This window comes from Rhodococcus sp. 7Tela_A2 (assembly GCF_049311045.1).
Lineage (GTDB): Bacteria > Actinomycetota > Actinomycetes > Mycobacteriales > Mycobacteriaceae > Rhodococcus.
Window position 1 is genome coordinate 111,029 of record NZ_JAXION010000001.1, and the last position, 21,431, is coordinate 132,459.

General features: G+C 66.1%; 24 protein-coding genes and 1 pseudogene. 9 read left to right on the top strand and 16 right to left on the bottom strand.

What is annotated here, in order from left to right; genetic code table 11:
• Positions 1-4: 4 nt before the first annotated feature.
• Both TVH25_RS00320 and TVH25_RS00325 read right to left on the bottom strand, forming a co-directional pair.
• The gene (locus TVH25_RS00320; protein WP_422423094.1) at positions 5-994 is read right to left on the bottom strand and encodes a rod shape-determining protein; all 990 of its coding nucleotides are present in this window, start codon (positions 992-994) and stop codon (positions 5-7) included.
• 204 nt (positions 995-1,198) lie between these two features.
• Complete coding sequence (locus TVH25_RS00325; RefSeq protein ID WP_422423077.1) at positions 1,199-1,750, bottom strand: helix-turn-helix domain-containing protein; 552 nt, start codon at positions 1,748-1,750, stop codon at positions 1,199-1,201.
• 82 nt (positions 1,751-1,832) lie between these two features.
• Between TVH25_RS00325 and TVH25_RS00330 the strand changes: the two genes are divergently transcribed.
• Positions 1,833-2,192 carry a hypothetical protein gene (locus TVH25_RS00330; RefSeq protein WP_169622394.1) on the top strand — a complete coding sequence of 120 codons (360 nt, stop codon included), beginning with the start codon at positions 1,833-1,835 and terminating at the stop codon, positions 2,190-2,192.
• A 137-nt stretch (positions 2,193-2,329) separates the two neighbouring features.
• Positions 2,330-2,516: pseudogene (locus tag TVH25_RS00335) on the top strand (MFS transporter); the annotation flags it as partial.
• Here TVH25_RS00335 and TVH25_RS00340 read toward each other — a convergent pair.
• From TVH25_RS00340 to TVH25_RS00390, 11 genes are read right to left on the bottom strand one after another with little or no spacing between them, the layout of a single operon-like run.
• On the bottom strand, positions 2,501-3,937 hold the full coding sequence (locus tag TVH25_RS00340; protein WP_422423078.1) for an NAD-dependent succinate-semialdehyde dehydrogenase: 1,437 nt from the start codon (positions 3,935-3,937) through the stop codon (positions 2,501-2,503). The pseudogene TVH25_RS00335 and the gene TVH25_RS00340 overlap by 16 nt on opposite strands.
• On the bottom strand, positions 3,934-5,313 hold the full coding sequence (gene gabT, locus TVH25_RS00345; protein WP_422423079.1) for a 4-aminobutyrate--2-oxoglutarate transaminase: 1,380 nt from the start codon (positions 5,311-5,313) through the stop codon (positions 3,934-3,936). Before gabT ends, TVH25_RS00340 begins: the two co-directional genes overlap by 4 nt.
• 33 nt (positions 5,314-5,346) lie before the next feature.
• Positions 5,347-6,288, bottom strand: coding sequence for an agmatinase (gene speB, locus TVH25_RS00350; RefSeq protein WP_422423080.1), 942 nt, complete (start codon positions 6,286-6,288; stop codon positions 5,347-5,349).
• A 25-nt stretch (positions 6,289-6,313) separates the two neighbouring features.
• A complete protein-coding gene (locus TVH25_RS00355) occupies positions 6,314-7,132 on the bottom strand; it encodes a class II aldolase/adducin family protein (protein ID WP_422423081.1) in 819 nt (272 codons plus the stop codon).
• Positions 7,078-8,064, bottom strand: a complete 987-nt coding sequence (locus TVH25_RS00360; RefSeq protein ID WP_378527534.1) for a PDR/VanB family oxidoreductase — start codon at positions 8,062-8,064, stop codon at positions 7,078-7,080. Before TVH25_RS00360 ends, TVH25_RS00355 begins: the two co-directional genes overlap by 55 nt.
• Positions 8,061-9,266 carry an aromatic ring-hydroxylating oxygenase subunit alpha gene (locus TVH25_RS00365; protein WP_422423082.1) on the bottom strand — a complete coding sequence of 402 codons (1,206 nt, stop codon included), beginning with the start codon at positions 9,264-9,266 and terminating at the stop codon, positions 8,061-8,063. Before TVH25_RS00365 ends, TVH25_RS00360 begins: the two co-directional genes overlap by 4 nt.
• Positions 9,263-10,153 (bottom strand): sugar phosphate isomerase/epimerase family protein, encoded by an 891-nt coding sequence (locus tag TVH25_RS00370; RefSeq protein ID WP_378527531.1) that lies wholly within the window; start codon positions 10,151-10,153, stop codon positions 9,263-9,265. The genes TVH25_RS00365 and TVH25_RS00370 overlap by 4 nt, the downstream gene beginning before the upstream one ends.
• The gene (locus TVH25_RS00375) at positions 10,150-11,115 is read right to left on the bottom strand and encodes a C-terminal binding protein (RefSeq protein WP_378527529.1); all 966 of its coding nucleotides are present in this window, start codon (positions 11,113-11,115) and stop codon (positions 10,150-10,152) included. Before TVH25_RS00375 ends, TVH25_RS00370 begins: the two co-directional genes overlap by 4 nt.
• A 19-nt stretch (positions 11,116-11,134) precedes the next feature.
• Positions 11,135-11,905 (bottom strand): amino acid ABC transporter ATP-binding protein, encoded by a 771-nt coding sequence (locus TVH25_RS00380; RefSeq protein WP_378527528.1) that lies wholly within the window; start codon positions 11,903-11,905, stop codon positions 11,135-11,137.
• Positions 11,902-12,630, bottom strand: a complete 729-nt coding sequence (locus TVH25_RS00385) for an amino acid ABC transporter permease (RefSeq protein ID WP_378527526.1) — start codon at positions 12,628-12,630, stop codon at positions 11,902-11,904. Before TVH25_RS00385 ends, TVH25_RS00380 begins: the two co-directional genes overlap by 4 nt.
• Before the next feature lie 4 nt (positions 12,631-12,634).
• Positions 12,635-13,468, bottom strand: coding sequence for a transporter substrate-binding domain-containing protein (locus TVH25_RS00390; RefSeq protein WP_378527525.1), 834 nt, complete (start codon positions 13,466-13,468; stop codon positions 12,635-12,637).
• Positions 13,469-13,714: 246 nt separating this feature from the next.
• On the opposite strand from TVH25_RS00390, the gene TVH25_RS00395 reads away from it, so the two are divergent.
• The 5 genes from TVH25_RS00395 (at position 13,715) to TVH25_RS00415 (ending at position 17,774) form a co-directional block, all read left to right on the top strand.
• Positions 13,715-14,650, top strand: a complete 936-nt coding sequence (locus tag TVH25_RS00395) for an Lrp/AsnC family transcriptional regulator (protein ID WP_378527524.1) — start codon at positions 13,715-13,717, stop codon at positions 14,648-14,650.
• Positions 14,647-15,348: a hypothetical protein gene (locus TVH25_RS00400; protein ID WP_422423083.1), complete on the top strand. Its 702-nt coding sequence runs from the start codon at positions 14,647-14,649 to the stop codon at positions 15,346-15,348. Before TVH25_RS00395 ends, TVH25_RS00400 begins: the two co-directional genes overlap by 4 nt.
• 190 nt (positions 15,349-15,538) lie before the next feature.
• Positions 15,539-16,027: a hypothetical protein gene (locus TVH25_RS00405; RefSeq protein ID WP_422423085.1), complete on the top strand. Its 489-nt coding sequence runs from the start codon at positions 15,539-15,541 to the stop codon at positions 16,025-16,027.
• Positions 16,028-16,337: 310 nt separating this feature from the next.
• Entirely contained in the window at positions 16,338-16,580 is a 243-nt protein-coding gene (locus TVH25_RS00410) for a hypothetical protein (protein WP_422423086.1), read from the top strand.
• Between the two features lie 9 nt (positions 16,581-16,589).
• Positions 16,590-17,774, top strand: a complete 1,185-nt coding sequence (locus TVH25_RS00415; protein WP_422423087.1) for an acid phosphatase — start codon at positions 16,590-16,592, stop codon at positions 17,772-17,774.
• Between the two features lie 83 nt (positions 17,775-17,857).
• Here TVH25_RS00415 and TVH25_RS00420 read toward each other — a convergent pair whose 3' ends face one another.
• Both TVH25_RS00420 and TVH25_RS00425 read right to left on the bottom strand, forming a co-directional pair.
• Complete coding sequence (locus tag TVH25_RS00420) at positions 17,858-18,088, bottom strand: hypothetical protein (RefSeq protein ID WP_422423088.1); 231 nt, start codon at positions 18,086-18,088, stop codon at positions 17,858-17,860.
• A gap of 8 nt (positions 18,089-18,096) precedes the next feature.
• Positions 18,097-18,525, bottom strand: coding sequence for a hypothetical protein (locus TVH25_RS00425; RefSeq protein ID WP_422423089.1), 429 nt, complete (start codon positions 18,523-18,525; stop codon positions 18,097-18,099).
• A gap of 573 nt (positions 18,526-19,098) precedes the next feature.
• Between TVH25_RS00425 and TVH25_RS00430 the strand changes: the two genes are divergently transcribed.
• Positions 19,099-19,977, top strand: coding sequence for a sulfurtransferase (locus TVH25_RS00430; protein WP_422423090.1), 879 nt, complete (start codon positions 19,099-19,101; stop codon positions 19,975-19,977).
• Here TVH25_RS00430 and TVH25_RS00435 read toward each other — a convergent pair.
• The gene (locus tag TVH25_RS00435; protein WP_422423091.1) at positions 19,905-20,588 is read right to left on the bottom strand and encodes a TetR/AcrR family transcriptional regulator; all 684 of its coding nucleotides are present in this window, start codon (positions 20,586-20,588) and stop codon (positions 19,905-19,907) included. The genes TVH25_RS00430 and TVH25_RS00435 overlap by 73 nt on opposite strands.
• 113 nt (positions 20,589-20,701) lie before the next feature.
• Here TVH25_RS00435 and TVH25_RS00440 point away from each other — a divergent pair, with 113 nt between their 5' ends.
• On the top strand, positions 20,702-21,352 hold the full coding sequence (locus tag TVH25_RS00440; protein ID WP_206038819.1) for a hypothetical protein: 651 nt from the start codon (positions 20,702-20,704) through the stop codon (positions 21,350-21,352).
• The last annotated feature ends 79 nt before the right edge of the window (positions 21,353-21,431 follow it).

The window sequence follows — 21,431 nt, forward strand, 5'->3', positions numbered from 1 at the left end:
AACATCAGGCGCTGTAGGCGGCGACCACCTCGGGGTGGTCCATGCAGGCGGTCGCGCCTTCCGCAACGCACGTGAGAGGACGCTCCGCGGCCTTCACGGGAAGGCCGAAGGCTTCTTCGAGCAGTTGCGGCAGACTGCGAAGCATCGATCCACCACCGATCGCCAGCATGCCTTCGGCCATCACGTCACCGATGGCCCGCGCCGGTAGGTCGTCGAGGCACGCGGACAGCGTCTGCACGATGCTCGTCATGGTGGGGCGCACCGCATCCATGATCTCCTCGGTTTCGAGAGTGACCAGCCGGACCCGGCCGGTCGCGGCGTCGCGGCCCTCCACCACGAGCGGCTGCTCCTCGGCGACCTCGGGCGCTCCCACCTTGGCCCGCTCCGCTGTGAATTCGCCGACGACGAGTTCGTGTTCCGCGCGCAGGTAGCGGAGTATCGCCCTGTTCAAGTCGTTTCCCGCAATTCGGCAACTGCGGTGCGACAGGACACCGCCGTAACAGAGTGCAGTGACTTCCGAAGTGCCGCCGCCGATATCGACGACGAGATGGGTCGACGGCTCGAGCGGGTTGAGACCGCAACCGAGCGCGCCGGCCACCGGTTCCGGCACCAGACCGACCTTCCGAAGACCCGCCTCGTGCGCGACTTCGAACATCGCGCGACGCTCGAGCGGGGTCGCGCCGGCGGGAACCGCGACGACACCCGTCGGCCGTGTACCGAACCGGCGGCGGGGGGCGGCCCGCTCGAGAACGGCACTGACAAACGTCCGAGCCGTCCCGAGATCCACGATGACACCGTCACGTATCGGGTGAATCGCCGTGATTCCGGAAGGAATGCGGTCGACGAGGTCACTCGCATCATGGCCGATCGTGAGCGCTTTGTGGGGCTCCCTCGTCCGAACCATCAACAGCGACGGTTCGTTCAGGACTATGCCGTCTTCGGGAGTGCCGACGACAGTGTTGGCTGTTCCGAGATCGATACCGAATCCACGCACGTCGGCCTCCGAGCGGATCACCCGCGAGAGTGTTCAGATGCTGGTCAGCGGCATCCGAAGATGTCGAATAAGAGCAAGGTTACCGCTGTCGAATTCGCCTCGGCGCGTTGTTCGCCGGAATAGGTGACATGGACTGTCGCAGAGTGCCCTGCTCGTCGTGGATGACCGGATACGGGAATGCGCAGCTCCGCCTTCGGCGGTAGGCTACTTCTCTTCGGGAGCGACGGGCGGGGGAGCGGGAATCACCGCGGTGGTCAGATCGACGCGCATCCGGTCGCCGTCGGCATCCGTTCGGTAGGGGGCAAGGATCTCGCCGAGTCGCGCCTGGATTTCCGCAAGATCGTCGGTGGTGACGTAGAGCGGAGTGGTTCCGAAACCCAGATAGTGTCGGAGCTGCCGATCGTCGTTCTCGACGAACGTGTCGAAACTCTTGCCGAGTGATCCGAGGAAGGCGAGAAAGGCATTCCGTAGTCCGGCTTCGTCCATGGCGGCGAGCTCGTCGTGTCCGACATGGGCCATACGCTCGCCGAGCGCGAGGGTGCGTTCGATGGTGCCGCGTACGCGGCGTTCGTCGACGACGGTGACGATCTCGGCGTCGATCAGGGCCGCGATGTGCCGATAGAGCGTGGCCTGGGTGACGTCGGGGAGTTCGGCCCGGAGTTGTGCGGTGGTCAGCCGGCGCCCGCCGAGTTGCTGCACGATCCGCAGGCGAACGGGATGCAGCACCACCTCGGCAATCGGTGAGGTCTTTCCCATCGGCACCCTTCCTGCATCATTATCAGTCTGATAATGTTCTCAGTACTACATCGAGCTTACCGTCGACGGGAGACCTGACGTTATGGCGACATCGACCTTTCGAGACAACGCCCTTCATCTCTCCTTCTCCTGGTGGGAGGCGATCATGGTCCGCCGGAGCACGATGGAGGTGCCGTTGTCGGAGATCTCGAGCGTCGAGGTTCTGCCGGGCTGGACGTCCGAAATTCTCGGCATCAGATCGGGATTGGTGATCTCCGGATATCTGAAAGTGGGCACCTTCCGGCATCCGCGCGGCACCCGGCGCCTGGTCGCGATGAAGCGCGGATATCCGGTGCTGCGCATCGGGGTGCGCCGGGCCGGCACCGAGTTCGACGAGCTTCTACTGAGTTCTCCGAATGCGTACGCACTCGCGAACGCCGTGGACCCGGCCGGGGCTCACTGACCACCGACGCTGTCCGGCTCAGCCGGCGGTTTCGGCGAGCAATACCTGTGCTGCCTGCCTGACGCGTCTTCGTTGCCGTCGCTTACGGCCGTAACCAGCGCGGAGTGCTCGGGTTCGAAGCCGAGCCCCGTGGCTCGATCGTGTTGCTCGTCCTCGGACCCCGCACCTTCCCGATGGAGGACCTTGATCACCCCGCGCTCACGTACCCACGGTTCGGCCGCACTGTCGGGCTTCACCCAGGGCGTGGGTCACACCGCGGCCCGCCTCGGTCCGCTGCTGTCTGCCGTCTTCCAAGACCTCACCTCGGGCTACAGCGCGACGTACTTGGTCTCGAGATACTCCTCTATCCCTTCCGTACCGCCCTCACGCCCGAAGCCCGATTCCTTGACCCCGCCGAAAGGTGCTGCGACGTCGGAGATGACGCCTCGGTTGACGCCGACCATCCCGGCGTTCAGCGCCGACGCGACGCGCAGCGCACGGTCGAGATCGCGGGTGTAGAAGTACGCGGCGAGGCCGTACTCGGTGTCGTTCGCCGCAGCGACCGCCTCCTCCTCGGTGTCGAACGTTGTGATGGCGACGACCGGGCCGAAGATCTCTTCCCGCAGCACACGGGCGTCGGCGGGCACCTGGTCGAGGACGGTCGGGGGGTAGAAGGTGCCCGGTCCGTCGGGGACGACGCCGCCGGCGAGGAGACCCGCCCCGCGTGCCACCGCATCGAGAACCAGCTCGTGCACTCGATAGCGCTGTACGGAGGTGATGAGCGGCCCGAGGTCGGTACCGTCATCGAGGCCGTGCCCCATGCGAAGCGCCGTCATCCGCGTGACCAGCGTATCGGTGAACTGCTGCGCCACTTGGGAAGCCACGTAGAAGCGGTTTGCGGCGGTGCACGCTTCGCCACCGTTCCGCATCTTCGCTGCCATGGCACCGTCGACGGCGGCGTCGATGTCGGCGTCGTCGAAGACGAGGAATGGTGCGTTACCACCTAGTTCCATGGAAGTGCGCAGCAGGCGCTCGGCAGACTGGCGGACCAGTAGCTTCCCGACACCGGTGGAGCCGGTGAAGGTGATCTTCCGCAGGCGCGGATCGGTGATCAGAGGTTCGGTCAGCGCGGCAGCGTCCGACGCCGGCAGGATCGACAGCACCCCTTCAGGGAGGCCGGCGTCGGCGAAGACCTGCCCGAGCAGCAGCATCGTCAACGGAGTTTCGGCAGCGGGTTTGACGATGATTGTGCAGCCCGCCGCAAGTGCCGGGCCGATCTTGCGAGTTGCCATAGCCAACGGGAAGTTCCACGGAGTCACCGCGAGGACCGGGCCGACCGGTTCTTTGGTGACGAGGATGCGGCCGTTGCCGCCGGGCGACGTCGTGGTGCGCCCACCGATACGTACGGCCTCCTCGGCGTTCCACCTCAGGAACTCGGCACCGTAGTTCACCTCACCGTGCGCCTCTGCGAGGGTCTTGCCCATTTCCAGGGTGATCGTGCGGGCGAAGTCGTCCGCTCGTTGCTTCACGAGTTCGAATGCGGTGCGGAGGATGTCGCTGCGCACACGAGGCGGTGTGGCCGCCCACGCGGCCTGCGCCTCTGCGGCGAGATCGAGCGCGCGCAGACCGTCCGCCGCAGACGCATCGGCGACCTCGGCGAGCACCTCACCGGTGGCGGGATCCTCGACCGGGAATGTCGCGCCGGTGGACGCGTCGGCGAGGGTGCCGCCGAGCCACAGTCGGGTCGGGGCGCCGAGCGCGGTCACTGCGGTGTTCCCACGAGTGCGCCGGCGACGGCACGCACCGCGTCGGCGAGGACGTCGAGGCCCTCGACGAGCAGTTCGTCGGAGATCACGAGCGGCGGCAGCAGCCGGATGACGTTGCCGTACGTACCGCACGTGAGCACGATGACGCCGTCGGCGAGGGCACGCGCGGCGATCTCCGAGGCGGCCTCGGGATCGGGTTCGCGAGTACCGGGACGAACCAGTTCGACGGCGAGCATCGCCCCGCGGCCACGAACCTCGCCGATGACGTCCATGTCGTCGGCGAGACTACGCAGCTTTTCGGTGGCGATCTGTTCGATGCGTCGGGCCCGACCACACAGGTCGAGTTCTTCCATGCGAGCGAGAGTGGCGAGCGCGGCTGCGCAGGCGACCGGGTTGCCGCCGTAGGTGCCGCCGAGTCCGCCGCCGTGCACCGCGTCGATCAGGTCGGCACGACCCGTGACCGCAGCGAGTGGCATACCGCCCGCGACACCCTTGGCGATCGTCACGAGGTCGGGCACGACGCCCTCGTCGTCACACGCGAACCACCGGCCGGTGCGGGCGAGGCCCGTCTGCACCTCGTCGGCGACGAACACGATGCCGTTGGCTTTGGCCCAGTCGACGAGCGCGGGCAGGAAGTCTTCGGCGGGAACGATGAATCCGCCCTCGCCCTGGATCGGTTCGATCACGATCGCCGCGACATTGTGCGCTCCGATCTGCTTGTCGATCTGCATGATTGCGCGCTGTGCGGCCTGCGGCCCGGAGATCGGAGTGCCGTCGTGGTTGAGGTCGTCACGGAACGGATACGACGCCGCGACGCGGTGAACATCCGATGCGAACGGACCGAAGCCCTCCTTGTACGGCTTGTTCTTCGCCGTCATAGCCATCGTCAGGTTGGTCCGCCCGTGGTAGGCGTGGTCGAAGACGACCACGGTCTTACGGCCTGTGGCGACGCGGGCGATTTTCACCGCATTCTCTACCGCCTCGGCGCCGCTGTTGAACAGCACCGTGCGTTTGGCATGGTTGCCGGGCGTGAGTTCGGCGAGTTTCTCCGCGACCGCGATGTACCCCTCATAGGGGGTGACCATGAAGCAGGTGTGTGTGAAGCGCCCCGCCTGTTCCCGAATCGCCGCGACCACGGCCGAGTCGGATGCTCCGACACTCGTGACGGCGATACCGGAACCGAGATCGATGAGTGCGTTTCCGTCGACGTCGAGAATGATGCCGCCGTCGGCGTCAGCGGTGTAGACGGGGACGGACGACATGACTCCGGCACCGACGGCATTGCGGCGTCGTTCGTCCAGCGCCGCCGAGCGGGGGCCGGGCAGTTCGGTGACGAGGCGGCGCTGCTGGGGGATGCGGTATTCGATCTCGGACATCGACGGGCCTTTCGGTGGAGCAGAGAGGGGTGGTCACGCCTTCGGCAGGGCCATGGCGGAGAGCAGTTCGTAGCCGACGTGCGCGGCGGCGATACCCGTGATCTCGGCGTGGTCGTACGACGGCGACACCTCCACGATGTCGGCGCCGACGAGATTCGTTCCGGCGAACGCGCGGAGCATCCGCAGCAGTTCCCGGCTCGTCATGCCGCCGGCTTCGGGGGTGCCGGTGCCCGGGGCATGGGCGGGGTCGAGCACGTCGATGTCTACGGAGACATAGACCGGTCGATCCCCGATACGGGCGAGCACCCGCTCGATCGCCGCTGCGACACCGTCGATTTCGATCTCGGGGGAGGTGACGGCGGAGAAGCCGAGCATTTTGTCGTCGGCGAGGTCCTGGTCGCTGTAGAGCGGGCCTCGCGTACCGACGTGCATGCTGGCTTCGCGGTCGATCAGGCCCTCCTCGGAGGCCCGGCGGAACGGCGTGCCGTGAGTGATCGAGGCGCCGAAGTACGTGTCCCACGTGTCGAGGTGCGCGTCGAAGTGGACGACGGCGACGGGACCGTGGCGACGCGCCACCGAACGCAGCAGCGGTAGCGCGATGGTGTGGTCGCCACCGATGGTGAGCAGGCGCGTGCCGTCACCGGTGAGAGCGTCGGCGCCGCGTTCGATGTCGGTGACGGCCTCGTCGATATTGAACGGATTGCAGGCGATGTCGCCGGCGTCGGCGACCTGCATCTCGTTGAACGGTGAGACGTCCAGCGCCGGGTTGTACGGACGCAGCAGTTTCGACGACGCGCGGACATGGGCGGGGCCGAGGCGTGCGCCCGGCCGGTAACTCACTCCGGTGTCGAAGGGGACGCCGACGATGGCGACGTCGGTGCTGGCGACCTCGTCGAGGCGGGGGAGTCGCGCGAAGGTGCCGGGGCCGTTGTAGCGGGGGATCCGGGAGGCGTCGACGGGTCCGATAGGGCTCATGATCGGGTCCTTTTGTAGGGAAGTGTCAGTCGGCGTAACCGGGCGCGATGCGATCGAGTAGGCGCAGCATCGCTGCCCACGCCAGGTCGGCTCCCGGGTCGATGAAATCGTCACCGGTCTCGGTGCCGGTGAGCTGGCGTGCGCTGCGCTCGCACACGTTCGGAGGGGGCAGGACGAGCGGCCCTGCGGCAGCGGCGGTGACCTGGATCTCACACGCGCGGTTGAGGTAGAACATGCGCAGAAACGCTTGGGCCGGAGTGCTCCCGACGGTGAGCAGTCCGTGGTTGCGGAGGATCAGGACGGGGTGGTCGCCGAGATCGGCGACCAGCCGGGCCTGTTCGTCGAGGCTCAGCGCGACACCCTCGTACTCGTGGTAGCCCACGCGGTTGTAGAACTCCATGGACATCTGGTTGACGGGAAGCAGACCGTCAGGGTTCGCGGCGACTGCGCAGCCTGCCCGGGTGTGGGTGTGCATCACGCAGTGCGCGTCGGATCGCGCGGTGTGCACGGCGCCGTGGATCACGAACCCGGCCGGGTTGACCAGTGTCCCGGTGTCTCCGATCGGTTGTCCCGCCGGATCGACCACCACGAGGTTCGATGCGGTGATCTCCTCGAACAACAGCCCATAGGGGTTGATGAGGAATCGCGGCTCCGGCCCGGGCAGCCGGAGCGAGATGTGGGTGAAGATCAGGTCGGTCATCCCGAAGTGCGCGGCGAGCCGGTAGACGGCGGCAAGTTCGCGTCGCAGGCGCAGCTCTTCCGCGGTGTCGGCGGCGACGGCAGTATCGGTCACAGGTCGAGCACCGCCTTCGAGAGAGGGCGGGATACGCACGGGAAGAAGCATTTTCCTTCCGCACGTTCTTCGTCGAGGAGGATGTTGTCTCGGTGCTCGATCGCACCTGAGAGCACCCCGACTTCGCAGCTACCGCACGTGCCTTCGCGGCAGGACCACATCACGTCGGCGCCGGCACGCTCGAGAGCGTCGAGGACCGATTCGCCTTCCGCGACCTCCAGCACCGGTCCGTCGATACCGAGTTGCACCGAGCATGCGGTACCGGATCGAGCATCGACGGCCGGAGCTTCCGCAGGCAGGGCCGTTGCGGGGGAGAATGATTCGATCCGTAACACCTCAGCGGGGAGCAGCTCGATGAGTTCGGCGAGCATGCGCTCCGGGCCACACGAATACATCAATGCCCCGGGACCGAGATCCGCGCACAGCGTCGGCAGATCGATGCGCTCGCCCTCGGTGGAAGGGTAGAGATGCACGGGTACCCCGGTGGCCGCGAGTCGCTCGACGAATCGCGCCGGGGCTTCACCGGAGTAGGCGTAGTGCACCGACACGGTCGCACCGCGCGCGGCAGTGGCCTCGACCATCGGCAGCAGCGGGGTGATTCCGATGCCCCCGGCGACAAAGACGTAGGCCGCTGCGTCCTCGAGTGGGAAGTGTTGACGGGGACCTTGCACACGCAGGATGTCACCGGGGCGCAACGTCGAGTGCACGTACGCCGAGCCACCGCGAGAATCTGTGGCGGCGCGCACCGCGACCGTCCAGCTGCGCAGGTCTGCCGGATCGCCGCACAGCGAGTACTGGCGAGTAAGCCCCGGTGACAGTTCCATGTCGATATGGGCGCCGGGATCCCAGGCGGTCATCTGTTCACCGGCCGGGTCGGCGACGTCGATCGATAGGATTCCCTCGGCCTCCCAGGTGATTCCGGTGACGCGCACCGATCGGGTGCGCAGCGTGCGGTCGGTCGAGCTCTCGAGCAGCGCGGTCATCGGTACCCTGCTTTCGTTGCGACGCGGTCCTGGAACATCGCTGTGATCTGGTCCCAGTGCGATACGAGGTTCGTGGAGTCGGAGCCGGGGGAGTTCCGCCCGATCTGCAGGCGGTGCAGCATCGGCATGTCCTGCTCGTTGACCTCCCACAACACCTGGGTCAGTTGAGCGCGGGTGTCGGCGAAATCGTCACCGGCAGCGGACGAGTCGACGAACACCGACATGTACTCGACGGTGCGGTCCGGCGCGACGGTGTGGTAGCCGATGACCTGGAACCACTCGGCCTCGAGGAACACCAGCGCATTGGGGAAGATACAGAAGATGTCCTGCCGTTCGAGCCGGTCGGCGGGCACGTCGCCGAGCCACGGCAGTGACTTCGCGGTCTTCTCGGCTTTGCCCGCGGCACCGCGCGGGTAGCTTCCTCCGATGATGTCCGGATGCAGCGCGACATCGTCGACGTCGAGGGACGCGGTCACCGGGCCGACCTGCGGGTGCACGAACGGCAGGTGGTAGAAGTCCAGGAAGTTCTCCACGATGAGCTTCCAGTTGGCGTCGATCTCGAACTTCTTCTCGCCGGCGAGGTGCAGGCGGCTGAAGTCGATATGCGACCAGCGAGCGAGCAGCGGCTCGAGATGAGCAGCGAAGCTGTCGGCGCAAGCCTGAGGATCCGTGTCGGTCGCCGACAGGTCGATGAAGATCATGCCGGCCCACGTGTGGCTCGCCACGAGCAGCAGGCTCAGCCGTTCGGCGGTCTCGGGATCGAGCTTCGACCGACGCTCACGGGTGTAATACGGTGCCGCGGCGAGCGTTCCGTCGAGCTTGAACGACCAGCAGTGGTAGGCGCACTGGATGCGCCCCTGCACGACCATCGGATCCTCGGTCAGTGCCATGCCGCGGTGGCGGCACGAGTTGTGGAACACGCGGATACGGCCGTCCTCTCCGTGTACCAGGAGCAGTGGCTTACCGCCGATGGTCACGGGATGTACAGCGCCGGGTTCTGCAACCCAGTGGGCGTAACCGGCCCACACCCATCCGGACGAGAAAATCCGGTCCTGTTCGAGGGCGAATTCGTCGGCACCCGTGTACGCGCGCGCCGGGACGAGAGAGCGTCCGGTGGGCATCGCGGGCAGCGGACCGTCGATCACGACGTTGCCGGTGGACGTGGTGGTTCGTTCCGGTACCGGAAACTGAAGGGTGCTCATCGGGACGCTCCTCGGGAAGTGATGGTGGTGGTGCGGTCCGTCGCTTCGGCAAACGCGGTGACGGCCCGGTCGCGCAGGGTCAGGGTGTCGGCCCACCGGTCGGACAGCTCAGCACCCACGCGATCGGTGATGGCGTACGGGGTGGTGCCGAGTTCGGTGCAGAACATCACCGGATCGGTGCTGCCGCGGCGGCCGCGGCGCTCGAGAATCGAGGTGAACGCCCGAGTCCACCAGCCGGTGAACAGCTCCTCCCACTCACGGTGCTGGGGGAACCCGAGGGGGATCTGCACCTGGCAACGGGTCGCGACGCGTCCCTGGACGGACTCCGCACGGGCGAACAACGCCTCGATGTGTCCGTCGATCTCGGAGGTCGGCGTCACCGGGATCTCACTGCCGGCTACATAGTGCGACAAGTCGATTGCCAGGTTCACGTCCGGATCCAGATCCTTCAACAGTCTGGTGGTGCGGCGCATATCGTCCGTGAGGGTGTTGCGGTGGGTTTCGAGTTGCATCGCCACGCCCGCCGCCCGGCTGGTGCGATGCCAGCGGTGCACGGTGTCGAGCACAACCGCGTCGTCGGGGTCGAAGACGCAGCCGCACACCACCATCCGGCTCGCGCCGATCGTGTCGGCATAGCGCAGGGCCGCGTCGAGGTCGCTGTCGTCGCGGACGAAGGCGAACACCGCAGCCTGTAGGTCGTGGTCGCGCAGCAGAGGAGCGAGGGTCGCGGCTTCGGGCTTGCCGCGTGCACCGAGGTCGACTGCGACGCCGTCGAAGTGCTCGCCGGCGAGACGGTCGAGTTGTTCGGTCAGGCTCCACGGGGTGCCCTGCCACGGCAGATCCTCCATTGCCCAGAGGGATTGGAACATCTCCAGTCGGATACTCATGCGGTCACCTCGTACAGGTTCGTGACGGCGTGTGCCGGGGTGCCGGTGCGGTACCACTCGACGACGTTGGCCGCCTGCATGCGGACGTACTCGCGGGCCGTTCGGTCCGACAGGTACGCCACGTGCGGGGTCAGGAGGACGTTGGGGTGTTCGGCAAGCCGGTCACCTGGGAGCGGAGGTTCGACGTCGAGCACATCGAGGGCGGCCCCGGCGAGGTGGCCGGAGTCGAGTGCGTCCGCAAGTGCATCGGAATCGACGATGCCGCCGCGGGAGACGTTGATCAGCCACGAGCCGGGTCTCATCGCAGCGATGAGGTCGGCGTCGAACAGCTTCTCGGTGGAGTCGTCGAGTGGCAGGTGGATCGAGACGACGTCGGACTGTGTGATGACGTCGGTGAGCGACGACGCTGTCACTCCCGCCGGCATCCGGCGCCCGGCGTGGTCGTAGCCGAGGATCCGTCCGGTCGAACCGGCGGCCAGTGCGGCCACTTCGCTGCCGATACGCCCCATCCCGACGAGGCCGAGAGTGGTATCCGAGAGTCGCCGCGGGGCGTACCGCGGGCGGTCCAGCCACCCGCGTCGACCGTGCAGTGCGAAGAAGTCGAGCCGGCGCACCGCCGCCAGTGTCAGTGCCCACGTGTGGGTGGCGACCTCGCTGGAAGCGACATCCCCGACCGTGGCCACCCAGACGTCACGGGCGGTGGCCGCATCGATGTCGACGGAGTCGTAACCGCGCGAGAGCATCGACACGATACCCAGGTGAGGGAGCTGCCCGAGCAGGTCGCTGTCGACGGGTGCGTACCCGACGAGGAGCGCGGACGCATCCGCCGCCGCGGCGGCGATCGTGTCGGGGTCGCGGGTGTCGAGCACACGCACCTCGAAGCCTTCGGCCTCGAGCAGTGCGACTCCTTCGGAGGGGTCGAGGTCGTCGAGATCGGTGTAGACCGCGATCGGGGATGCCATGATGCTCCGTTCGGGTCGATCAGTGGATGTGGGACAGGAATGCGCGGGTGCGTTCGTGCTCGGGCGCGGTGAAGAACTGCTCGGGTGGTGCTTGTTCGACGATGACGCCGCTGTCGAACAGAGCGACCTCGTCGGCGACCCGTCGGGCAAACCGTGTTTCATGGGTGACCACGATCATCGTCATGCCCTGTTGCGCAAGGTCTTCCATTACCGAAAGCACCTCGTTGACCAGCTCGGGGTCGAGTGCCGAGGTCGGCTCGTCGAACAACATGACCGACGGGTCGAGGACCAGGGCGCGAGCGATCGCGACGCGCTGTTGCTGCCCGCCGGACAGTTCCGACGGGTAGTGCCGCATGCGCTGGGACATTCCGACCCGGTCGAGCATCTGCTCGGCACGATCGACGGCTTCCGCTTTGGGTACGCCGTGCACTTCGGTCAGTCCGAGGGTGACGTTGTGGAGAACGTCGAGGTGTGCGAAGAGGTTGAACTTTTGGAAGACCATGCCGATGTTGGTGCGTTCGCGAGCAAGTTTCCGTTCGGGAAGCGGCACCGATCGCCCGTCGCGGCCGGTGGCGACCCCGATCTCCTTGCCGTGCAGTAGGATCGATCCACCATCGGCGGGTTCGAGCAACGACATGAGGCGGAGAATGGTGGACTTACCGGAGCCGGACGGTCCGAGTACGGCCTTGACCTGGCCGGGCGAGATGGAGAAGTCCACACCTTTGAGGATTTCGTTGTTCCCGTAGGTCTTGCGCAGTCCGATCGTCTCGAGCAGGGCGGTGCTGGTCATGCGGACACCGTGACCTTCCTTGTTCCGGTCGCGACGGAGTCGACTCCGGACGAGACCCAGCGGTAACGACGCTCGATCAGGGTCTGTACGCCCATGAGTGCCGTGACGATGACGAGGTAGTAGACCAACGCGGCGCTGTAGTACTCCGCGTAGCGGAAGGTGTTCGATACACCGACCTGCGCGGTGGTGAGCAACTCGCGGAGGGAGATGACCGACGCGAGCGAGGTGTACTTGAGCATTGCGATGAACTCGTTGCCTGTCGGCGGCAACGCGACCTTGACGGCTTGGGGCAGGACGACTTTCAGCATCACCTTGTGGGGCGGCATTCCGATCGCACGGGCCGCCTGGCGTTGGCCGTCGTCGACGCTGAGCAGCGCCGAGCGCAGGATCTCTGCCATATAGGCGGCTTCGACGACCGCGAAACCGATGAATGCCGCGAGGAACGGACTGAACCAGTTCTCCCGGAGGGCGGGGAACAATTGCGGGCCGGCATTCCAGATGATGAGCAAAACGAGCAAGGTCGGGATCGCCCGGAAGAACCACACGTACGCTCCGCCGATCGTCCGGGCGATGCGGTTGTTGCTGATACGGAGCAGTGCGACGCCGAAGCCGATCACCGTCGCGAACAGCATCGACGATGCGGCCAGGGCGACGGACAACCAGGCGCCACGGAAGAACGCCGAGGAGGTCAGGGCCGAGAAGAAGATGTCGAGATCGAAGGTCATGGCGTCAACCCGTCGTGATGCGGGCGGGGTCGAGACCGTACTTCAGCGCGATCTCCTCCAGGGTGCCGTTCTCGGCGAGGGTGCGGACACCGTCTGCCACGGGACCGCTCAGTGGAGAACCCTTCTTCGTGTACACGCCGAACTGGGTGTCGGCCGGGAAGATATCCGGGACGGCAACAAGGGCGCCGTTCGATTTGGTGACCATGTCGACGACCGCGACGTCTGTCTCGATGAGGGCATCGGCCTTGCCGTTGGTGACTGCGGCGACGGTCTCCGCCGTCTTCGGGTAAGCCTGGATCTTGATGCCGGGCTTACCCTCGGCCTCGAGTTTGTCGGAGAGCGCTTTTACCGTCAGCTCGTTGCTGCCACCGCCCTGCACGGCGACGGTCTTGCCGGACAGGTCGCCTGGTGCCGTGATGGACGTGTCGCCGCTACGGACGATCAGGCCCGGGCCAGTCTCGAGGAAGGGAGCGGCGTCGGCGACCTCGAGTCGCTCGGGGCTGACGTACAGCGCAGTCCACAGTACGTCGCAGCGACCTGCCTGGAGTCCCGGCATGAGTCCGTCGAACGCGGTGATCTGCCACTTCGTTTCGACTTCCCAGAGATCGGCGAGGGCGCGTGCCCCGTCGGAGGTGAATCCGATCGGCGTGCTCGTGTCGCCTTCGGCGTAGTACTCCATGGGGGGGTACTCGGGGTCCGTGCAGAACGTCACTTCTCCGGCGCGCATCAGACCGGCGGGCGCTGCGCCGCTGGCCTCACTGCCGCCGGACTCGTTTCCGCATCCGGTGACCAGCAGGGCGATGCCGGCTCCGGCTGCTAGCAGGCGAACTTTTCTCATTGATCAATCTCCTGTCGAAGCGCGGATTCTGAGCAGCGAGATCGACATTGGCCTGTGCTCGTTCGGTTACGACAGAACATATGAACTGAGATAGGTTCTTTCCAAGTCGGTATCCGAGCAATCAACGTCACTCGTTGATGTTATGGAAAGATCCGATTTCGAATCGTTCGCAGAACAACGAGAAGGGTGCTGTGATTTGGTGATAAGTAAACTTATGTTGGTCCGTTTTTCGTTTGTAAACTTCCGATGACCAGCCCCGTAACATTTGCCGTGCAAGACCTGGACTCCCGCATCGTCGAAGAACTGCGCCGCGACGGACGCATCGGCCGCAACGAGCTCGCCGCCAAGCTGAATGTGTCGCGTCCGACCGTCTCGAAACGGCTGAATGCGCTGCTCGAGAGCGGCCGGGTGCATGTCGTGGGCATCGTTCATCCGTCCACGATCGGACTGGACGCGCTGGGGCACGTTGCGATCGCGGTGGACCAGCCGGTCCGGCAGGTCGCTGCTCGCATCGCCACTCTTCACGACGTGCCGTACGTGTCGCTGGTCAGCGGCAGATACCCCCTCATCGCCGAGGTGCGCACGGTCGGGGCTGCCCGCCTCGCGTCGTCGCTCGAACGGATCCGGTGCATCGACGGCGTCCGGGAAACGAACACGTTGGTCTATTCCGACCTGATCGTCGATATCGGACGACCCGACAAGGTCGCCGCCACGCGTCTCGATCCCCTCGACGTCCGCCTTCTCGGGGTCCTGCAGGACGACGGGCGGGCGTCGTACTCGGTCCTCGCCGAGGAGGCCGGCACCTCGCCCGGCACAGCGCGGATCCGCGTCAAGCGACTGATCGACGACGGAGTCCTGCGAATCGGCGCACTGACCGGCGCGGGACAGAGCGAGAGCGAAGTCGCGGTGGGTTTCGGAGTCCGCGCGACCGGACGTGCCGCGGATCTGGGTGCACTGATCAGCGAGATGCCCGGGGTGCGGTTTCTGGCCGCCACCATCGGCAGGTACGACCTTCTCGGTACGGTGCACGCCACCAGACTCGAGGACGTGGTGCCGTCTCTCGATGCTGTGCGCGCGCTCCGGTCCGTCCTCGAGGTGGACAGCTGGGTCCACCTCAACACCGTCAAGGAGCGCTACAACAACATGCCGGCGCTGTCGACCATCAGAGGGGAACAGTCATGACCACTTCCTTCGAACTCCCGCACGCAGCGATCCCGGTGCGGGGCCGTACGACCGCCCACTGTGCCGAATCCGCGGCTGCGGTGACCGCGCTGCTCCTCGCCGGCGTCGTGACCGGCGGAACCGTGATGGTGCGCGAGTCCTTACCTCTCGACGACGACGCCGCCCGGGCGCTCCGCGCGGCAGTCGCCTCGACCGGGGCATACGTGGTGGCCTCGGCTGACGGGTTGACCGCGACCACGCGTGCCACTGCGGGTGAACTCCCGCCGTTCCGGTGCACCGTTCCGGCGGACGTGCTTCCGCTCTATGCAGTGGCGGCGGCCCGGGCGGCCGACGACTGCGTCCTGTCGTGCACAGATTCCGCTGCCACGGAATGGCTTCCGGTCCTGCGGCAGATCGGGATCACTGCCCGCGGCGCCGGTACTGCGATCGTGGTGTCGCCGGGGATTCAGGAGACCGCCGGTGTCGTCGCGCACGGCGGCGACGTGCGTGTCGTACTGACGGCGCTGCTCGCCGCGCTGATTCGTCCCGGAACCCGGATCGTCGACACCGCCCCGCTCGACGCAGCATTACCCGGATTTCTCGACTGCTGGAACCGCCTGCTGGCGGCGGACGAGTACTTGTTGCCGGGCAGTGCCCTCGTGCCGTCCGACTACACGGCGCCGACTGTGCGCACGGATGCTCCCGAGCCGACCAGCTGAGATCTCGGCAGATGCACGGCCACAATCAGCCATGACGAGGATGTGAAGTCCGGAATCCTGCGTACAGTGCGGGCTATCGAGGTGTGACGACTCCTCTCCACCAGTAACGCCGACCGAACCCACCTGAAAGAGGCGCTCCGTTGTGCGTGTCGCCGCCCCGAGTCCGTGTCGTCGTCGGGAGACTTCTCATATGGGCAGGACCGAAACGACGACACTGTGGATGATCGAGGATCTCGAACCGTGGCCGGACGAGCCGGGCGTCGGCCAGGTGTGTGCACCCGCCACCCGATGGATCACACCCGACATGGTGAATCTCCCCGTCGAACTGGTGTGCTCGATCTCGGCACGGGTGGAGGAGATCGAAACCGATGCGGGTGTCGAGCGCAGGGCCCATCTCGGTCACGGATTCTCCACGATGCTTCCCCCCGGTCTCGACCTCACCGGTGACACGACGTTGACCGGTTGCCTGATCTGGGACCGATACCTGTGGATGGATTACCGTGCCCAACCCGCAGGCCGTGCCCTGGTCACCGACCGTCGTCCGGTGATCCAGCGGGCAGTAAGGACTCCGACCGAATATGTGAGCTGGCACAGCGTCGAATACCAGGGGCCGAGGACTGTGCACCGAGATGGCCCGATTCCCGACGACTACTCCGTCGTTGCGTACGGGCTGGGGTGACGCTGCAAGGACAGGCCTGAGCGGAGCCACGCTCCCGAGTCGGCGCGGGTCAACCGGCGGCAGCCGCCCAAGCGGTTGAAGCACCACCTGAGCCCGCCGACTACAGAACCACCTCGGTGCCGTATTCGTCGCTGCCGCTGCCATATTCACCGGACAGCAGTTGGTGTGGGCGGTGTGGGGGAGCGCGGTATTTTCGGACCTGACGACCGCGCAACGAGTATGCCTCGTCGTAGGAGCGTCGGCCGCTGCCGCAGGTGCCGCGGCTGCGACGGGTCTGCTCAGGGGAAAGCGGCTTACGCCGGCTCGTCTCGTGCTGCTCTGGCTGGGCACCGCACTAACCTTCACCAGCGCATTGAAGGACACGGTGACGTACCTCGCCCTCGACACCGAAGCCTTGGGAGGGTCGGCACGCGACCCCGGTAACGCCGCACTCACCCTGCTCGTCCTCCTGGGCTCCTTGGCGGGTGCCATCGGAGTGGCGATGCGACTCGCCGAAGAATTCGCGGGCAGTGAACTCACGAGGAACGCGCCGGTGTCGCTGCCTCTTGCGTAACGGGCACCTGTGCGGCTTAACTTCGTGGACCGTCGTCCGGGGGAAGGCCACTCGATGAAGTTCAGCCGGTATGCAGGGGCACTGGTCGCTGCGGTGATGATGACGGCGACGGCACCCGTCGCCTATGCCGGGCCCTTCGCTTTCCCGGACCTGGTCGGTCCGTACCCGTCCGATCTCCCCGCGCGCGTCAACTACATCTCCGTGCTGGACGGATTCACCGAGCTTCGCGAGAGTCGTCCCGACGTGGTGCAGCAGAACCTCGACACCGCCGTTGCGATCAACAATGCGGCGTCGCCCGTAGAGCAGCAGCGCGCGTTGTTCGACAGTCACTACGACCGGCTGTTGTCGTTGTCGGACGGGTTGGGCCACCGCCTGGGCGAGGTGTTCCGCGTCGCGCTCGACGAGGGGCGTCTACCGAAGACCGAGACTTTGCTCGGAGGAGACCTGGCCCGGGCCGGCGGCATCGCCAACTCGACGCTCGTGGAAAAGCAGCATTGGAACAACCCGCGACCGTTCGAGGCGGCGCCCGAGCGGATCCACTACTACTTCGGCGACGGAACCGGCGGCGCTGCCGACCCCTATGCGGAAGTGTTCGGTACCAGTTCGTACCCTTCGGGCCATACGGCGCAGGCGTATTGGAAGGGAATCCTGCTGGCGGACATGCTTCCCGAGCTTGCTCCGCAAATCCTCGCTCGGGCATCCGAGGTGGGGCACAGCCGAATCGTGCTTGGCGTGCACTACCCGCTCGACGTCATGGGCGCGCGCATCATGGGTCAGGCTGCGGCCGCTGACCGGTTGAACGACCCGGCGTTCGTCCGCCTCGTCGACGAAGCGAAAGACGAACTCCGGTCGGAACTCGAGCGGTCGGTGGGCGCGCCGCTGGCGGACTACATCGAGTCCGACGTCCGGTATCGCTCACTCGATGCGGCGCGCGGCGAATACCGGGAACGGATGACCTACGGGTTCGAGCCGGTCGATCCGGCGATGGTGAACGACATTCCCGCGGACGCCGCGGTGTTGTTGCGGAGCGTCGCGCCCCACCTCACGGACGAGGAGCGCCTCGGCGTGCTCCGGGATACCGCGTTGCCTGCGGGGTACCCCCTCGATTGCGCCGGCCCCGCCGGCGGGTGGCTACGCATCGATCTCGCTGCCGCGTACGCGAGCGTGCTGGACGTTTCGCAAGCTGGAACGTGAAGCCCGGCCGCCGTGCCTTCCGGATCAGGGTCCGGCGGAGCCCACCCGTTGGGCACTTCATGGGAGGGGCTCCGCCGTAACGGTCAGGTGATGTCGTCAAACGCTGCGATGATGTGTGCGGTCGGATTGCTCCCGCTCGCGAACTGTTGGACGACGATGCCCTTGGTGCCGCCCCGGAACATGGACCCTTGGCGGCCGATCTTCACCCGGCCATCGGACATGCGCACCACCTTCAGTCCGTCGGGCCATTCGGTGGTCTGGTTACCGGCACGATTGATGTAAGTGCGTGGCAACCCGAACGCGAATTCCGTCATCCTGAGTGCTAACCCGCGATCGCGTAGTTGAATCCGCCGTAGCTGTCGTGGCTCTCGTCCCTTGCGACCAGGGTGTACTGCGGCGGAGCTCCGGTGCTGCCCGAGAACAGGGGGTATGAGACCGAGTAGATCGCGGCATAGACGTATGAGGAGTTGTCGTTGCTGATCGAAGACCAGACATACGAATCCGGCTCGATGCTGACCTCGACAGCTCCGCAAAAGGCATTTCCGTCAACGCTGTTCAGGCTGACGATCTTTTCGACCTTGCCGTAGCGGTCGTAGTAGGCGATCTCGTTGCCGTGCTGGTTGGCGCTGCAGAACACGTACTTGACCCCACTGCCCGAGATGGTCACGGCCTGAGCGGCCGGTGCGGTGAGTACTGCTGCGCCCGTCGCAAGCGTGGCAACAGCAGCAAGCGTACTGATCAACTTTTTCATGATTCCAGATCCTTAGGTGCGTGGCCTCGTGTATCGAAGCAATTGCCCGTCAAGCCCTGCGTCGGGGACGTGAGACGAGGGTCAGGGTGTTGCAAGGTGCATTCTCGTCAGCGGAGAACGCGTCCCGTGCGGTCGGACTGTACAGTGCCCCAAGCGATGTCATCCGCTTGGACGACATCGGTCACGCTGGCTCGCGATCGGTTCGTTTCTGCCGCGGGCGTTTCTCGAGCGACCGCACAGTGCGGCACGGGAACTCCTATTCCGGCGTCTACCGACAACGAGAAGAGCTCGCGCCTCGACGCTGGGTTCGACGGCGTGGGTACTTGCTCGGACTGGACGGCACGCGGCTGTAGAAGCCGGTTCGGCGGGTTCGAGAAACCTGCAGTCCATAGGTCGCATTCGGCCGGATGTCGCGCTGTAGGGGCGGGGGCTCGCAGGCGTATGTAGCTCGCGCGTCGCTGCGGGAATGTCGTACGGGTCTCCAGGTGCTGTGCCGAGTACGATTTGGTGGTTCGGACCTCGCGCGCCGGGGTCGAGGCCAGCACTGCCGTGGGACGGCAGAAGGAGTGCTCCATGAGCGACCCGACACCCCAGTCCGTCACTCCCGAGTGGTTGCACGAGCACCTCGACGACGAAGACCTCGTGATCGTCGACGCCACGACACACCTGAGCATGCCGCCGGACGGGTCGGTGCACATCGAGCCCGGTCTCGACACGTACGCCGAGGCGCACATCCCGGGGGCGGTCTACGCCGACCTGTTCACCGACTTTTCCGACCATCAAGCGCCGCAACCGTTTACCGCTGTGTCGTCGGACCGGTTCGCGATCGCGGCGGGTGCGGTGGGTATCGGAAACGGACGACGGGTGGTGATCTACGACCAGTCGAGCGGAATCTGGGCCGCCCGATTGTGGTGGCAGTTGCGACTCGAAGGATTCGACGACGCGGCAGTCCTCGACGGCGGCCTCCCCGCGTGGCGTGCCGCGGGGTATCCCGTTTCGGAAGAGCAGGTGATTCCGCACGCCGCGACCTTTACGGCGCATCGTCGTCCGGACTTGCTGACGTCGACGCAGGACGTTCTGGGCGCTCTCGACGACCCCCACACCCTCATCATCAACGCTCTCGACCCGGCGACCTACCGAGGTGAAAGCCCGTCGTATCCGCGTCGCGGGCACATCCCGGGCAGCATCAACATCCCCTTCGGCGACCTCGTGGACCCGTCCACCGGCCGCCTCAAGCCGGCAGCCGAACTGAGGGAGATCTTCGAGAAGGCGGGTGCGCTGGACCCGGACGTGCGACCGGTGACGTACTGCGGTGGCGGTATCGCCGCGTCGGGCGTCGCCCACGCACTTGCCGTGGCTGGTCGCACCGACGCCGCGGTCTACGACGGTTCGCTCAACGCCTGGACCGCCGACGAGTCACTTCCGCTCGTCGAGGGACCCGACACTCGTTGACCCACTGAGTTATTCGTCTCCTGCGTCGACGGAGCATCGAGGACGGCAAGGATCGTCGTGGTGATGCGTTCGGATGCGTCGTGGGGGTCGAGGCGTGCTATCGAGATCTCGGTGGCGGCGCCGTGCAGGATCTGGTGGATCACGGTGACGAGCCACGACGTCGGCATATCAGTTCGGAACACGCCTTCGCTTCGTCCGCGTTCGATGAGCGCCTCGACGCGCGCAGCCGGGTCGGTGTGCAGTTCCTGCATTCTCCCGGGCGGTAACTCGTCTTCGGCGGCGGCGATGATCGAAGCGGCCTGACTGGTCAGGAGCCAACTGCTTTCGATCAGGCGGCTCAGCGCATCGCGCGGGTTGCCGGATAGATCGACGGCACCGAGGGCACGTTCGCCCTGTTCGAGGACACGCACGACCACAGCTTCGAGTAATTCCGCGCGTGACGCGAAGTGGCCGTACAGGGTGACGCGGCCGAGACCTGCTCTTTTGGCGATATCGGCCATCGACGCGGTGGGCCGTTCGGTGAGGCAGGCGATGGCGGCGTCGAGGATGCGCTCCACGTTGCGGACGGCGTCGGCTCGTTTCGTCGCGCGAGGTGTCGGTGCTGTCATCATTCCTCTTCCCATACACGGCTGTACGAGTTACGGTAGCAGGGTCCTAAAGTAGACAGCACTGTTCGACTTATGTGAGGCCCAGGGGGAAGGCGCCTCGACGATCGGAGTTCGCGATGCTCGACAGGACGGAACCCACACAACAGCTGCCCACGGCAGCTTCGTCGGACAATGCTCCCGAGGCAGGACGGATTGCGCGCTGGTTCGACAGACTGCCGGGACCTGTGCGGTGGACTCTGCGCCGTTGGCCCGCCCTGCTCGCCCTCGCCCTGGTCGGACCCGACGTGGTGGCGGCAGCGCTCGGAGAGAAGGGCGGTTCGGCCCAGTTCCTGGGCGAGGCGCTGCCGATGCTCGCGCTGATCTATCTGATCATGGCCAAGATCGGCAACCGGAAGATCACGTGGCCGGTCGTGGTGCTGGTGGCGGGGACGGTCGCGGTCACCGAGGTGACCGGGATTATGGCGCCGTCCACCCTTCTCGTCGGTGCCTCCCTCGTCCTGCTGGTGTGGGTGATGTCCACAGGGGAAATCGATTCGACGCCGAACATGCGCCTTCAAGCGGTCGGAATCGTGTTTTTCTGCGGTGTGGCGCTCGCCGGTCTCGCCGTCGATCCGACCATCGGGGTGTACGTGATCGCGGCCGGCTGGTTCCTGCACGGGATGTGGGACTTCGTGCATATCTGGCGGGACCGGGTGGTCTCGAAGACCTTCGCCGAATGGTGCGGAGTGCTCGACGTCCTGATCGCCGCCCAGCTGGTTCTGATGTGACGCAATTTGGGTGGGGGGGTGGGCCCCCGCCCGGGGCGCAGGCCCCCCCCGGGGTGGGCCGGGGGCCCGCAGGTGGGGG

Coding starts and splice junctions, on each gene's coding strand:
- TVH25_RS00325 (WP_422423077.1), bottom strand. CDS start 1,750: ATGGGAAAGACCTCACCGATTGCCGAGGTGGTGCTGCATCCCGTTCGC.
- TVH25_RS00330 (WP_169622394.1), top strand. CDS start 1,833: ATGGCGACATCGACCTTTCGAGACAACGCCCTTCATCTCTCCTTCTCC.
- gabT (WP_422423079.1), bottom strand. CDS start 5,313: ATGTCCGAGATCGAATACCGCATCCCCCAGCAGCGCCGCCTCGTCACC.
- speB (WP_422423080.1), bottom strand. CDS start 6,288: ATGAGCCCTATCGGACCCGTCGACGCCTCCCGGATCCCCCGCTACAAC.
- TVH25_RS00355 (WP_422423081.1), bottom strand. CDS start 7,132: ATGCTTCTTCCCGTGCGTATCCCGCCCTCTCTCGAAGGCGGTGCTCGA.
- TVH25_RS00360 (WP_378527534.1), bottom strand. CDS start 8,064: ATGACCGCGCTGCTCGAGAGCTCGACCGACCGCACGCTGCGCACCCGA.
- TVH25_RS00365 (WP_422423082.1), bottom strand. CDS start 9,266: ATGAGCACCCTTCAGTTTCCGGTACCGGAACGAACCACCACGTCCACC.
- TVH25_RS00370 (WP_378527531.1), bottom strand. CDS start 10,153: ATGAGTATCCGACTGGAGATGTTCCAATCCCTCTGGGCAATGGAGGAT.
- TVH25_RS00375 (WP_378527529.1), bottom strand. CDS start 11,115: ATGGCATCCCCGATCGCGGTCTACACCGATCTCGACGACCTCGACCCC.
- TVH25_RS00380 (WP_378527528.1), bottom strand. CDS start 11,905: ATGACCAGCACCGCCCTGCTCGAGACGATCGGACTGCGCAAGACCTAC.
- TVH25_RS00385 (WP_378527526.1), bottom strand. CDS start 12,630: ATGACCTTCGATCTCGACATCTTCTTCTCGGCCCTGACCTCCTCGGCG.
- TVH25_RS00390 (WP_378527525.1), bottom strand. CDS start 13,468: ATGAGAAAAGTTCGCCTGCTAGCAGCCGGAGCCGGCATCGCCCTGCTG.
- TVH25_RS00395 (WP_378527524.1), top strand. CDS start 13,715: ATGACCAGCCCCGTAACATTTGCCGTGCAAGACCTGGACTCCCGCATC.
- TVH25_RS00400 (WP_422423083.1), top strand. CDS start 14,647: ATGACCACTTCCTTCGAACTCCCGCACGCAGCGATCCCGGTGCGGGGC.
- TVH25_RS00405 (WP_422423085.1), top strand. CDS start 15,539: ATGGGCAGGACCGAAACGACGACACTGTGGATGATCGAGGATCTCGAA.
- TVH25_RS00420 (WP_422423088.1), bottom strand. CDS start 18,088: ATGACGGAATTCGCGTTCGGGTTGCCACGCACTTACATCAATCGTGCC.
- TVH25_RS00425 (WP_422423089.1), bottom strand. CDS start 18,525: ATGAAAAAGTTGATCAGTACGCTTGCTGCTGTTGCCACGCTTGCGACG.
- TVH25_RS00430 (WP_422423090.1), top strand. CDS start 19,099: ATGAGCGACCCGACACCCCAGTCCGTCACTCCCGAGTGGTTGCACGAG.
- TVH25_RS00435 (WP_422423091.1), bottom strand. CDS start 20,588: ATGATGACAGCACCGACACCTCGCGCGACGAAACGAGCCGACGCCGTC.
- TVH25_RS00440 (WP_206038819.1), top strand. CDS start 20,702: ATGCTCGACAGGACGGAACCCACACAACAGCTGCCCACGGCAGCTTCG.